Consider the following 14,212-nt stretch of genomic DNA (forward strand, 5'->3'; position numbering starts at 1 on the left):
AAAGATTGATGACATGTTAAGGAAAATAAATTCTATAAAAATAATCGCAGGTTTGACGGCAACGCTGGCAATGACCGGCTGCGAAAAGCTGATAGACATTCCTGCACCGGTAACGGAAATTTCTTCTGCACGTGTGTTTACGTCTGATAAGCTGGCGTTGTCGGCTTTATCCGGCGCATTCAGCAGCACCTTCGGCTCACAAACGCTTGCGGTGAACCTTACGTCCATAACGTCGCTGGTATCCGACGATATGAGCTTTCTGGCCAATACCAACTATGATGAGTTTACCAAAAATACGTATGCGCCTGGCTCCAGTACATCTGCGGTAAGTAACCTCAATGGTATCTGGATTGACCTGTACGCGGGTATTTACCGTTTCAACAGTAACATAGAAGGAGCGGCAGAGAGTACGGCTTTAACCGATGCGGTAAAGCAACGCGTTATTGCGGAATCGAAATTCATGCGTGCCTACTGCTACTTTTATCTTGTAAATCTTTATGGGGAAGTGCCGCTGATACTGGAAACAGATGTGAGCAAAACAGCATTGGCGCCCAAAAACAGTATAGCATCCATCAACACGCAGATTATCGCCGACCTGCAGGAAGCCCGTGATCGTTTGCCGGCTGATTACAGTGCCTCGCCAGGCTTCCGTACCAGTGTAACCCGTTGGGCTGCAAGTGCGTTGCTGGCAAGAGTTTACCTGTACAATAAACAATGGGCGCTGGCAGAACAGGAAGCCTCCAAAGTAATAGATGATGCAGGGACGCTTTATGTGATGACGCCGGCTGCTACTTTGGAGAATACTTTTTTAAAAGCCTCCACCGAAGCTATTTTCCAGTTCGGACCTTATCTCAGTATCACCAGCGGTTATACTTACGAAGGTTCCACTTTTGTCAGCAATACTTCTCAGTATTCACTCACAGAAGACCTGACCGGTATCTTCGATGTTACGGATGCACGCAGAACAAAATGGATACAGGACACTACTTTCAGCGGTGTTTTAAATCATCAGTCCTATAAATACCGCCTGGTGTCGATCGCTGCAGCAACAGCGGCCGGCAAACAGGAAGCGCCCACCGCATTACGGCTGGCGGAACAATACCTGATCCGTGCAGAAGCCCGGCTTAACCAGCAGAAGTTGTCCGAAGCAAGGACGGATCTGAACGTGGTGCGGGTACGTGCCAACACCGCTGCCAGTATGGCCACCGCGGAAAATGTACTCCGGCTTGAAATTGAAGATGAAAACCGCCGCGAGTTTTTTAATGAGTACGGTCACCGCTGGATGGACTTGCGCCGTACCGGCCGGATCAACACAGTACTGGGCGCCAAAAAAAGTACCTGGCAGGCGCGCGCTGCTTATTTCCCGCTGCCGCAGGCTGCGGTGGATGCCAACCCCAACCTGATACAAAACCCGGATTACAACTAAGATCCAATATTGATCATTCCAAAGTATGTGCCTGTGGGCGGTTCCGGCCGCCCCTGTCCATACTTTGTCTTTACCATGCTAAGCAATTATTTATGAATACAAGTATTGTTAAAATCGAGCATTTATCGCACAGGTACAGTACTGCCTGGGCGATAAAAGACATTAACCTGGACATCAGGCATAAAGGAATAACGGGTTTGCTCGGCTCTAACGGCGCGGGTAAATCCACTACAATGAACATCCTTTGCGGCGTGCTCAATCAAACGGAAGGATCGGTGCTGATCGATAATATCAATCTGCGCGAACACCCGATCGCCGCGAAGAAACTGATCGGCTTCCTGCCACAGAATGCGCCGCTCTACCTGGATCTCACTGTAGATGAGTACCTCACGCACTGCGCGCATATGCGGCTGATTCCGAAAGACCGGATCAAAGCAGCTATGACGGAAGCAAAGGAGCGATGCGGTATCGCACACTTCAGCAAAAGACTGCTCAAAAATCTTTCCGGTGGCTATAAACAGCGGGTGGGCATTGCGCAGGCCATCATCCATAAACCCAAACTGGTAGTGTTGGATGAACCCACCAATGGACTGGACCCCAACCAGATCGCAGAAGTGCGCCTGCTCATCAAAGAAATCGGGGAGGAGCGCTCTGTGATTTTCTCGTCGCATATTCTATCAGAAGTACAGGCTACCTGCGATACCATCAAGATGATTGAACAGGGCAGGGTAGTTTTTACCGGTACGGTAAACGACTTCAATAATTATATCGCGCCTAACTCCATGCTGCTTTACTTCAGCAATGCACCGGAGCTGTCTGCGCTCAAAGCGATACCGGGTATTACCGGTGCATTACCCACAGATAACGGCTGGTTGCGTTTACATTTTGATGCGGCGCCTGAAATCGCGGAAACAGTAGTGGAACTAAGCGCCCGCAACGGATGGAAGTTGCGGGAAATTCAGCTGGAAAGAAGTTCTCTGGAAGAAATCTTCGCAAAATTATCAAACAAGGTTAAATCATAATAATCAGTACATATGAAACTTACATTCAGGATTGCAAAACTGGAATTAAGCAATCTGTTTTATTCCCCCGTTGCATGGGTAGTGCTGGTCATTTTTATGGTGCAGTCGGGCTGGGAGTTCACCAGCCTCTTAGAACGTTTCGAGCGGGCGCAGCAGCTGGGCATGAATCGCAGCGGTATGACCCACTCGCTGTTTGCAGGGTTTTCGGGCGTATTCACAAAGATGCAGGAAAACTTATACCTGTATATTCCTTTATTAACGATGGGCCTTATCAGCCGGGAAACAGGCAGCGGCTCTATCAAACTGGTATATTCATCGCCCGTAAAATTAAGTGCGGTTGTATGGGGTAAATACCTGGCGATGGTATTTTATTGCCTGTTGCTCATGTGCTGTCTTGTTATCTTAGGTATTGTTACTTCCTTTATCCTGAAAGATACAGACCTGTCATTTATTTGCTCCGGGATCATCGGCTTGTTCCTGCTTATCTGTGCTTATTCGGCCATTGGATTGTTTATGTCTTCGCTTACTACCTACCAGGTAGTAGCGGCTATCAGTACGCTGGCGCTTTTAGGAGGATTGAACTACGTAGGTAAGTTATGGCAGGACATGGATTTTATTCGTGATCTGACCTACTTTCTTTCCATCTCCGGCAGGGCAGAAAATTTTGTAGAAGGATTAATTACCAGCAGGGATGTTTTCTACTTTATCATCGTGATACTTTTATTTGTGGGGTTAACGATATTAAAACTCCGCGCCGGTAAAGAGTCGAAACCATTGCTGGTGAAAGTGTCGCGCTATGCCGCCCTGGTTGTATGCGCACTGCTGGCAGGTTATGCTACCAGCCGCCCGGGCATAGTAGTCTACAAGGACATGACGGCCAACAACAACCGGACATTAACCAAAGGTAGTCAGGATGTACTGCGTCAAATGAAAAGTCCTTTGACGATCACCGCTTATGTGAACCTGCTGGATGCCAACTACTTTTCTTTAGCGCCCATTTTCCGCAATTCCGACCTGGAAAGATTTGATAAATATTTCCGTTTCAGGCCGGATATCCGCATGAAATATATTTACTATTACGACAGCACCAGCAATCCTGATCTTTACGGCAGGAATAAAGGACTCAACACCGCGCAGCTGGCGAAACGTGTGGCATCGTCGTATAAGCTGGACATCAACGATTTCCTTACGCCGGCGCAGATCCATAAAAAGATTGATTTATCAGGAGAAGGCAACAGAACCCTGCGCCTGCTGGAATACAATGGTAAAAGCACTTTCCTGAGAATTTACGAAGACCTGATGCGTCAGCCTGAGGAGAAGGAAATTACTGCCGCTATAAAAAGACTGGTTACAGAACCCGCTAAAGTAGCTTTTGTAACAGGGCAGAATGAAAGAAGCATTAAACGTATGGCGGATAATGATTACAAACTCTCTACTATAGAAAAAACCTTCCGGCATGCTTTGCTCAACCAGGGCTTTTCCGTACAGGAAATTTATTTGGGGAAAGATAGTATTCCGTCAGATATAGCGGTGCTGGTAATTGCAGATCCAGGGATGCCGTATTCACCGGAACAGTTGCAGCAGGTAACTACGTTTATCAATGGCGGCGGTAACGTGCTTATTGCCGGGGAGCCTTCCCGGCGCGAGTATATCAACCCGCTGCTGGCAACGCTGGGCATGAGCATTGAACCCGGTACCATATTGCAGAAATCAGAAGATATGGCGCCACGGTTTATTCAGTCCGCGCTCTCTGCACCAGGACTTAAATTGCTAGGTAATTCCCCGGCATTCCGCCAGGACGATATCGTTATTGGTTTCTCCGGAACAGGCAGTATTTCCGGCAACGCCAATAACGCCTATCATATTACACCGCTTATTGTAAGCAATACGGCCAATACTTTCAAACGTATAGCGCCTATTGATGATAGTCTGCGTACCGCCATATTCAGGCCCGAACTGAACGATGCACGCGGCGCCTTCCCGATGACGGTAGCTTTAACACGGGAGCACAACGGTCGCCAGCAACGGATCATCGTTTCCGCAGATGCCGACTTTATGAGCAATGCCGAACTGCTGCGGAATAATATCCGCACTGCCAATTTCCTTTTTACCACGGAGCTGTTCCGCTGGTTCACTTATGGATTGTTCCCGGTTGATACTTCCCGGCCGCCGTTAACAGACAGCGACCTGCGGATCAGTGCCACCGGTGTAAGCTATCTCAAAACAGGTCTTGTAGGATTGCTACCTGCGCTTATTGTAGCGGGCGTAGTGATCATGATGATAAGAAGAAAAAGAAGATAGTCATTTTTTAAGGGGACCTCACCAGGTCCCCTTTTTTATGGATGATCCGCTTCTCCCGCCATCACTGAAATGGCAGTCTTATTGAAACAACAGCTCCCGCTGCGTTTTGATCAGGTCGTGCGGGTATTCCATCGGGATCTCACTTGCCTCGTCCAATAAAGCGATTTGTTCTTTTGTAAGATGAACCTGCAGCGAAGCAAGGTATTCATCGAGATGCGCCTTTGCCCTGGGACCAATTACCGGGAAGATGCCTTTTGAACAAATCCAGGCCACGGCCACATTGGCAGGACTGCTACCTGTTTCATCTGCAATAGCAATAACACGATCCAGTATGGCCTCATTGCGCCCGTTGTGAAGCTGCTCTTCATTGTTCATTCGGGTGATCCGGCCGGTGCCATTCTTCCTGTATTTGCCGGTAAGCAAGCCTCCTGCTAACGGCGAATAAGCCATAACGCCCAAACCAAAGTTGCCCGCCATTGGCAGCAGCTCTTTCTCCGGCACCCGCTGAATGAGACTGTACTCCGTTTGTAACGCAATAACGGGCGCTTTAAAATGAAGATTGGCACTTGTAACAGCGGTAGCCACTTTCCACGCCGGGAAGTTCGATAACCCGCCGTATATAATTTTTCCCGCACTTACCAGGTCATCAAATCCACGTACCAGTTCTTCTACGGGTGTTACACCGTCGTCGAAATGCGCGATGTAAATATCAATACGGTCTGTTTTCAGGCGTTTCAGGCTTTGCTCTAAAGACTGGATCATGGCTTTGCGGTTATTTCCCAGTGCATTGATGGCCGGCGTAGCACTTGCGCTCCGGGTAAATTTTGAAGAGATCACAAAGTCGTTCCGGTTTGCCGCAATAAATTCACCAATTACTTTTTCTGATTCTCCGTATTGGTAGGCGTCTGAGGTATCAATAAAATTTCCGCCGGCGTCCGCATAACTTTCCAGGATGCTCATTGCTTCGGCTTTGCTTGCGCCATAGCCGGTAGTAGCGCCGAAGCCGGCGCCTCCCAATATCAGCTCGCTTACGTACAACCCGGTATTTGTGCCAAAGGTCTTATATTTCATAACTTGTTCTTTTTTACTGAACACAAAAGTCAGCAGGAATGGGTTAGCCAGCAAGTACGGATAAATTTATCTATACCGGCAGCCTGAAAGAGAACATATACTTTTGAATTTTTTTTATGACATACCAGCGAAAGATTCCAATACTGGATTGCGGACATGAATATATCCGGGAAATATTATACGGGCGATGGAAGATTCCCCTGATTTATTACATTGCCAACGGTGTAAGCCGCCCCGGTGAACTGCAAAGGAAAATTCCTCACGCCAGCAGGAGGGTGCTGGATGCACAACTGACGCAACTGGTGAAGCATGAAATTATCAGCAAAACTGTTTTTGACGAAACCGTGCGTAAAGTGGAATACCAGTTAACTGAATTTGGCTTAACCCTTATGCCGGTGATGATGGCCATGATTAAATGGGGCAATAATAATATTGAACAGCTTAAAAGAGTGACCCGTTAAAGAAGTATCATAGCTGATAGATAAATGCAAAAGTATCCGGCTTGTCTGATTTTACCTGCAAGCTGCCACCCATTTTATTCATAAAATCTTTACAGGTAACCAGTATCAGTTTATCTTCCTGCTGCGGCAGATCCAGCAACCGGAGCAGTGGCGGCGTAACCGCAATAGGGCTGCCCGTTGCGGTGAAGGTGGTTTGCCCGGCATGTTGTTGTACCTGTATATCAATAGTGCCATTATTTCCTGTGAGCGTAATCAGTTGCCGCAGGATGGTACGATGCACAAATTGCAGCATTTCAGCGTCTGCGGCTACCACGGTTGCGTCCGGGATGCTGGTGGTAATGCGGGGTGATTGGTTGCCGGCTTCTGCTTCTATACCGGCGATTATTTCCGCGATCATCTCATTAATATCACAGGGCACGGGATGATAGGCGAAATCGGAGAACTGCGATTTTATCCACCGGAGGATGCCGTCAAAATTGTCGAGGGTTCTGCGGGAGTCGAGTTCCACGCGCCCGATGCTGTTGAGCATGGCACGCTGGTTGTTTGTGCCGCGTTGCCACAACCGCGCGGTGTGGAGAATATCATTGATTGGTGCGCGGAAATCATGCGCTATCAACGATAATAACCTGTTCTTGAAATCATCGCCGGCCTGTAATCGTATGTTCTTCTCCGTTATACCTGCATTAAGCGCGGCCAGCGCCCTGGTATGCCGGCGGTAAGCATAATAGGAAAAGCAATAGATAGCGGTGAAGATGAGTAATAGTATGAGGAGTGCCAGCAGGAATATCAATAGTATCCGGTGACTGGTCCGCTGCAGGTTGCTTTGTTCAATGGCGTGTTGCTGCAGCTGGCTGGCAATCTGCAGTTCCTGCATTTCCTGTTCTTTCAGGAAGTAGCTGATATGATCCACCACGGGCAGTTTACCAGCTTCGGATTGTTCAAACATAGCCAGCTGCCGGATGGATGCGCCATAAAGGGCTATCCGGCGCCAGTCTTTCCCCGGTAAATAATGTTTATATAATTTAGGGATCATTTTCATAATCACTTCATCATCTCCTATTTCTTTTGCCAGCAGGAAAATCTTTTCTGCATAAGCAATAGAGTCTACGTCGTAGCCCATTGGCAGCACATCACGGAGCATCAGCACATAGGCGGTTAAGGATTCGTCGGGTAGTCCTCTCCGGTAGGCGTCGGCGGCGAGGTCTTTGAGCTGCTTTTCTATTTGACGGAAGGGTTTTGTTTTGATGGATGTCAGCGTTTCATAGATCCGGGATTCGTACCACTCCATGCTGTAAGGCTTCTTTGAAGAGATGGTGTGCAATTCGCGCAGCGCCCATTTTACGGAGTCAATTTTCGCGGGGTTGTTCCAGTAGTATTCGAGGTAGTTAATCAGGTCGACCTTGTAATCGCCGAGTTCAGGGTATTTGCTGCCCAGCTGCAACGACCGCTGCTCATATTCCTGTGCTTTACCGAGGTTGCCTTCCGCCCGGTAGGCGAGGGCCAGGTTGCTGAGATCAATGCTGATATTTGCGGAGTCGCTCAGTGCATAGTCTATTTCCAGCGCCCTGTAATTATAGATGATGGCCAGTTTAAGATTTCTTTTTTTGGTATAGAACAAGGCGAAATTCGTATAGGCGTAGGATTTACCTTTCTCATCCTGCCGGCGCAGGGCTATTTCCAGCGCTTTGGTGGCATACCAGAAACAGCTGTCGAGATTATTGCGGTGATGATAAAAGGAAAGGCTGTTTAATAATTTAACATACTTAGCGCTGTCTTTTTCCTGTTGCAGCTTTTCATGCAGCTGCCGGAAGTTATCTGTTTGGGCAAGCGCTGTCATACTGCCGGTGAGCGCCATCAGCAGTAGGATACCATGCAAATATTTTAAGTGATCTTTTATCATAATTTATTGCAATTGGTTGGACTTAGCCAGGGGCAGGCTATAGGAGAATATTGCGCCTCCTTCCGGCAGGTTACCGGCTTTTAGCTGCCCGTTCATCTTATCAATAAAATCCCGGCAAATGATCAATGCAAGGCCGGCGCCTTCGTGCCCGCCACTATTCTCTTTTTTGTTACTGTATTCAAAAAGATGTGGTAAAATATCTTCCTGTATTCCCGGCCCGTTGTCTGCTATTGATAAGGTCATATTATCATGATCTGTGTGCGCTATTATATGTATCACGCCTTTTTCCGGGGAAAATTTTATAGCATTGTGAATCAGGTTGCGGTGTACAAACTGGAGCATTTCCCGGTTTGCCCAAACGGCTGTAGATCCGGTATCCACCACTATCTGCAGCTGTTTGCTGCTGATCATTTTTTCCAGGTATTGGAGCACTTCCGGGATCATATCGGCAGATGTACAGGGTTCGGGGGTATATACAAACCCGGACGACTGGGAGCTGATCCACGCCTGTATGTTATCAAAGATCTGCAGGGTATAACCGGCGGTGCGTTCTACTTCCATCATCCACTCGTTTGCTTCTTCAGGCATTAACACTTCTTCTTTCAAAAAAACAGCAATATTAATGATATTGCTGAGTGGCGACCTGAAATCGTGTGCCACTACGGATACCAGCTTGTTTTTGAAATCGTCGTGTTCACGCAGCAGGATATTTTTTTCATTAATCTCCCGGTTCTTTGAGGCCAGGAGGATGGCGTTCTTTTTTGTTTTTCTGAAAGCGCGGAAGAAATAGATGCCTGTTAACGTAGCCAGCACCAGCAATATCGAAAGGAACCCCACCAGGAAAAGGCGGATCCTGCCTTCGAGTTGTTGTTTACCCAGTATTTTCTCCTGTATGGCGCGTTTGAGTTTCAGGGAATGTATATCATGTTGCTGGGTATAAAAGGAGATGTAATCCATTTCCCCATCGGATTTAACAGCGGTTCTTTTTTGCAGGATGTCCAGCAGCACACCGCTGTAATAGGCCGCGGTATCTGGTTTCCCTTGCTTTGTATACCAATCGTATAGCTGGATAGCATAGGGCAGCATGAGTGAGCGGTAGCCACCCTTTACAGATGAGGCGATCATCTGCGCCAGGTATTGAATAGAATCTGCCTGGTGCATACCGGCGCTGGTGGCGGCCATCAGGCGGGCCGCATTCATAGCGGGGTAATGGTAACCATCTGCAGAGGCGGTAGTAATGAGGGTGCGCAATTTTTCGCGGGCAGCGGCTGTATCTTTTTCCAGCAGCAGGCGCCTTGTGTTCAATAGCTCCAGCTGAAACAGCGCGGGCTTATCATGATAGCGGTTGAAAACAGGACGGGCAGTTGCCAGTGCCCATTGAACCGAGTCCTGTTTGGAAGCGTCTTCCATATTTACGTCTGCGTACTGGCTTAATATGATGGCGTACATGGAATCGCTGCGGAGGCGGCGCCCTATGTCCATTGCTTTATTGACATAATGTACCGCAGAAGGGTGCTGGCCGGATTGCTGGTAATACGCGCTGATACGCGCATACAGCTGGCCGATGCCGCTGCTGTCGTTCAGCTTTTTATATGCCTGGAGGGCGTCTATATAATAGCGGATACAGAGGTAGTTGTTGGTATTTAGTCCGTAGTAGTTGCCGAGAACATGCCAGGCGTCTGCTTTTCCTTTGGTATAATCCAGGCGGGTAGCTATTTCCCGGGCTTGTGTGGCATAATGAAAAGCGGAGTCCAGTTCTTTTTGCTGAAATAAAATAGCCTGGCGATTGAGTTGGTCAACATACCGCATACTGTCTGCCGGGATAACGCCGGCCTGCACGGTTCCTGCATAACTGAGCAGGCATACTGCCACGGATATTTTCCACACGGTGCTGTTATATCCAAAAAAATGAGCCTTCTTTTTTAACCGGCCGGCAAATAGCAATAACACATGACCCTGTTTCATGTTTTTCTACCTGTTTGGTTAATGATGAAGCGCCTGTGATAGTGGGAAGAAATACGTGTATTAATAATGAACAGTTGTTTCCCGGTGCGTGTTTCGGTTTTGTTTTTCAATAGTTATAGAAAGATAGGAGTGTATAATTGGATAATGCATTCCTGGTAATTAAAATTACCTGATTAACGTATGCTTAACGTTAGCCACACCTGAATATACGAAAATATTATGTCAGTGGATTTATTTCGGCTCGGGAGGGGGTAGAAGGGATCTAAAAGATGGCTGGTAGTAACATTAAGCCCGCATAGCCATGCTGTGCGGGCTTAGTAAGGTAGTCATTATTTCTCTCCATAGATCACCAGCGCGCTGGATTCAATCATCACATCTCCGGAAGGATATTTCTGGTTCACTGCTTCAAATACTTCTCTCTTTATTTTTTCTTTCATGGCATCATCGCATTTGCTGAGCGCTGCCACAATGGGGGCGCCTATCTCGGTCATCATATTCCAGTATACATCTGTTGTTTTACAGTTCAGTTTCCCGGTAATTTCTTTCTGGGAGATGTTTTTCAGTCCTGCTTTTTCGAATAAGCCGGCGATCAGCTGATCCTTCGCGCAGCGGAACATTCCCGGTGCGTCCGGAGGTGGCGGCGGCAGTTCCATATTCCGGTTAATGGTGCCCATGATAGCGGTCACCCAAAAGTTTTTCTCCGGCACATTCCATACCGATGTGGCCATTCTGCCACCGGGTTTAAGTACCCGTACCATTTCATTTGCTGCCAGCTGCATGTCGGGGAAAAACATAAATCCGAACCGGCAGCTGATGGCGTCAAATGTATTGTCGGCAAAGGGGAGTTCACAAACGTCACAGGCAACTGTTTCCACGTTTTGGATGCCTCTTCTGGCGGCATTTTCACGGGCTATTTCCAGCATGTGTTCAGCAAGGTCGGTAATTACTACCCTGCCGTTTTTCAGCTTTGATGCAATGGTGAGTCCCGGTTCACCGGTGCCTGCGGCTATATCCAGCACCACATCGTTTTCTTTAAGGTGGAGCGCCCGGATAATTTCATCGCCCATTGGCTGCAGAAAGTCCATCGTAAGTTCATCCCATTTCTTCCAGCCGGGAGAAAACTTATTCCAGGCATCCTTTTGCTGATCGCGGATTTGTTCAAGTACTTGTTCCATAATGTGGGGTTTAATTAAAAGATTACAATAATTACGCTTAACTCCTGTTGAAGCATTTGTGCCATTGATAATGAAAGTGCCAGACGTTTATGTTTGCTGACAATCAGGTGTTTGGGGTGTGTTGTGGCCTGGCGGTTGATCTGTTTGCCAAAAATAAGGTCTTTTAACGGGAAAATGGCGGGCGTTTTTTCCGATTTGAGCATGGATGATTTTTCGCTGCGGGCAAGGAATGCCGGTGCAGTAAGGATTTAACGGGTATCTGCCCCGGAAAATTGTTTTCCCGTAAAATTCCGGATTACATAAACACCTTAGCCGCGCATGTATTCACTTTGCAGTACTAAATTTTAAATATGAAACATCGTTACCAACCTGATATCTTTTTTTACTTTTCAGCCTTTCTTTTATTCCTGCTGCCGTTGTTTGGGTTTGCGGAAAATGGCGGTACCGGCATAAAGGGCCAGGTGCTGTCGGCCGATGGTAAACCCGCGCCCGGCGTAACCGTGGGGTTAAAGTCCACCCGGTATTATACGGTTACCAATGAAAAAGGGTTTTTTGAAATAAAGGCGCCTGCGGGCAGTTATACGTTAACCGTTTCCTTTATTGGCGCTAAAAGCCTGGAACAGCTGGTGGTGATCACCGATGCAACGGTCGCCAATATTCCGGCTATAAAGCTGGAAGAAACGGCTTCTTCACTGGGGGAAGTGGTAGTGGTAGGAAACCAGTACCGCGTAGCCGATAAGGAAAGTGAATACGTAGCCAAAATGCAGCTGCGCAACCTGGAAAACCCACAGGTATATTCAGTAGCCTCCAGGGCCTTATTACAGGAGCAGGCCATCGTGGACTACGTATCTGCATTGAGGGCTATTCCCGGCGTAAGCGGGGCGTTGATCCGTCCCGGATACAACAGCTGGGTATACCTCCGCGGATTTGTTGCCAGCGATAATTTCAGGGATGGCATGTATGTGGACCAGGGAGTGAATGCAGATCCGGTGAACACAGAAAGAATAGAAGTGATCAAAGGCCCTTCCGGTACGCTGTTTGGCGCTAACGGGGTTTCCTATGGCGGATTGATCAACCGTGTTACCAAAAAGCCTTTCGACAGAAGAGCCGGTGAAATAGATGCCAACCTCGGCAGCTATGGCTACAGCCGCTTAACAGTGGATGTGAATACACCGCTGAATGACGATAAAACAGCGCTCTTCCGCGTTAATGCCGCCGGTAGCTGGGACAATGGTTTCCAGGATTACGGATTTAAAAAATCCTATACCATTGCGCCTTCATTTTCCTATAAACTGGATGACCGGACAGATGTGCTCTTCAGCACAGAGTTTCTTAACATGAAGGCTAATTCACCGGTGCGGGTAAGTGCTATCAATGTGCCGGGCGTTACAAACATCAACCAGTTGCAACGGGATTACTTTAAATCATATGGCTCCAATAAACTGAACGGCACATTTAATATCCGGAGCTTTTATACAAGGGTTACCCACCGCTTTTCGGACGACTGGAAGCTGGACGTAAATGTAAATTACTCCGACTACAACTATGAGATCGGTAATGTTTTCCTTAGATTTCAGAAAGATAGCCTCTGGCGTTATTACGGCGCTTTTTCCAACGCCACCAAATCACTCGCCATACAACCCAACCTGACGGGCGATTTCAAAATAGGTAAGCTACGTAACCGCCTGCTGGTAGGTTTGGACTACCTGCATCGTGACACCCGTTATTCGCCTCTCGGAAATACGGTGCTGGTAGATGGCCTGGATTACACCAAATCCTTTGTGCCGCCCATCAACGCCGCCAAAGTACTGGCAGATGGAGAAGCCGCTGCGGTAACTACCCTCAGCAAACCGGTAAGCTATGCCGCTTATATAACGGATGTTATTTCCCTCACGGAGCGGCTGAATGTATTGCTCAGCTTACGGCTCAACTACTTCGATAATAAAAAAGGAACGGAAGTACTGGAAACCGGTGAAATATCGGGCGACTACGATCAAACGTCGCTGTCGCCAAAGTTTGGCGCTACCTACGAAATTGTAAAAAGCAAGGTTTCCCTGTTTGCCAACTACCAGAGCGGATTCAATAATGTATACGGCCAGGATATTTTTGGTATCAGTTTCAAACCGGAAAATGCACGGCAGGTGGAAGGTGGTGTGAAAATGGAGCTGTTGAACGGACGGCTCAGCAGTACCGTTAACTACTACAACATCCACGTGGAGAATGTAGTGCGCCAGGACCCCGGTAACCCGGCGGCGAGTATCCAGGATGGTACCGAGAAAAGCCAGGGTGTGGAAGCCGAAGTGACCGGCACTATATTGCCAGGCTTAAATGTAGTAGCAGGATATGCTTACAATGATATTCATTTCGTGAAAACCGATAAGGGATATGAAGGAAAAAGGCCGGCAGGCCCCCCGGCGCATGCGGCCAACCTGTGGGTGAGCTACAGCTTTGTAAAAGGACGTTTAAACGGGCTTGGCGCGGGTTTTGGCGGCAACTACAGCAGCAATGCTTTCTGGAATGATCTTAACACCATCACGGTACCGGGATACACGATTTTAAACGCCGTAGTGTTTTATAATACAAAGCGTTACCGTTTTTCTGTGAAGGCAGATAACCTGTCGGATCAGCGCTACTGGGATGCCAGTGGTAACCCGCAGATGCCACGGCGGTTAATACTTGGTATTGCCTTTAAATTTTAGGAAATTCAGGTATCCCGGAGTACCCCGGCTATACCGTTAAGTTGGTATAGACAACAACTGCAGGAGCGGGGGGAAATAAAACCGCCGCTTTTGCCGCTTTCCGCCGGATTATGCCGGTCACGTCCTGAAAAAGGTTTACACTTAAAAAAGTGTAAAACATGCAAAAAACAAACATTTCAGGTCGAAAATGCT

At 47.8% G+C, this 14,212-nt stretch carries 10 protein-coding genes; 5 read left to right on the top strand and 5 right to left on the bottom strand.

Annotated elements, in window-relative coordinates; genetic code table 11:
- Positions 1 to 13: 13 nt before the first annotated feature.
- The 3 genes from V7S65_RS31985 (at position 14) to V7S65_RS31995 (ending at position 4,749) form a co-directional block, all read left to right on the top strand.
- Entirely contained in the window at positions 14 to 1,426 is a 1,413-nt protein-coding gene (locus V7S65_RS31985) for a RagB/SusD family nutrient uptake outer membrane protein (protein ID WP_336389563.1), read from the top strand.
- A 92-nt stretch (positions 1,427 to 1,518) separates the two neighbouring features.
- Complete coding sequence (locus V7S65_RS31990; protein WP_336389562.1) at positions 1,519 to 2,448, top strand: ABC transporter ATP-binding protein; 930 nt, start codon at positions 1,519 to 1,521, stop codon at positions 2,446 to 2,448.
- Positions 2,449 to 2,460: 12 nt separating this feature from the next.
- Entirely contained in the window at positions 2,461 to 4,749 is a 2,289-nt protein-coding gene (locus tag V7S65_RS31995) for a Gldg family protein (RefSeq protein ID WP_336389561.1), read from the top strand.
- A 78-nt stretch (positions 4,750 to 4,827) separates the two neighbouring features.
- On the opposite strand, the gene V7S65_RS32000 is transcribed toward V7S65_RS31995, so the two are convergent.
- Entirely contained in the window at positions 4,828 to 5,820 is a 993-nt protein-coding gene (locus V7S65_RS32000) for an aldo/keto reductase (protein ID WP_336389560.1), read from the bottom strand.
- Positions 5,821 to 5,936: 116 nt separating this feature from the next.
- Between V7S65_RS32000 and V7S65_RS32005 the strand changes: the two genes are divergently transcribed.
- Complete coding sequence (locus tag V7S65_RS32005; RefSeq protein ID WP_336389559.1) at positions 5,937 to 6,281, top strand: winged helix-turn-helix transcriptional regulator; 345 nt, start codon at positions 5,937 to 5,939, stop codon at positions 6,279 to 6,281.
- Between the two features lie 7 nt (positions 6,282 to 6,288).
- On the opposite strand, the gene V7S65_RS32010 is transcribed toward V7S65_RS32005, so the two are convergent.
- From V7S65_RS32010 to V7S65_RS32025, 4 genes are all read right to left on the bottom strand, one after another.
- Entirely contained in the window at positions 6,289 to 8,181 is a 1,893-nt protein-coding gene (locus V7S65_RS32010) for an ATP-binding protein (protein ID WP_336389558.1), read from the bottom strand.
- Positions 8,182 to 8,184: 3 nt separating this feature from the next.
- On the bottom strand, positions 8,185 to 10,146 hold the full coding sequence (locus V7S65_RS32015) for a tetratricopeptide repeat-containing sensor histidine kinase (protein WP_336389557.1): 1,962 nt from the start codon (positions 10,144 to 10,146) through the stop codon (positions 8,185 to 8,187).
- A 329-nt stretch (positions 10,147 to 10,475) separates the two neighbouring features.
- On the bottom strand, positions 10,476 to 11,321 hold the full coding sequence (locus V7S65_RS32020; RefSeq protein WP_079473125.1) for a class I SAM-dependent methyltransferase: 846 nt from the start codon (positions 11,319 to 11,321) through the stop codon (positions 10,476 to 10,478).
- 14 nt (positions 11,322 to 11,335) lie between these two features.
- The gene (locus tag V7S65_RS32025) at positions 11,336 to 11,524 is read right to left on the bottom strand and encodes a hypothetical protein (RefSeq protein ID WP_336389556.1); all 189 of its coding nucleotides are present in this window, start codon (positions 11,522 to 11,524) and stop codon (positions 11,336 to 11,338) included.
- 147 nt (positions 11,525 to 11,671) lie between these two features.
- Here V7S65_RS32025 and V7S65_RS32030 point away from each other — a divergent pair, with 147 nt between their 5' ends.
- Positions 11,672 to 14,020 carry a TonB-dependent receptor gene (locus V7S65_RS32030; protein WP_336389555.1) on the top strand — a complete coding sequence of 783 codons (2,349 nt, stop codon included), beginning with the start codon at positions 11,672 to 11,674 and terminating at the stop codon, positions 14,018 to 14,020.
- Positions 14,021 to 14,212 lie beyond the last annotated feature (192 nt).

This window comes from Chitinophaga sp. CCNWYY40 (assembly GCF_037483205.1).
Taxonomy (GTDB): Bacteria; Bacteroidota; Bacteroidia; order Chitinophagales; family Chitinophagaceae; genus Chitinophaga; species Chitinophaga ginsengisegetis.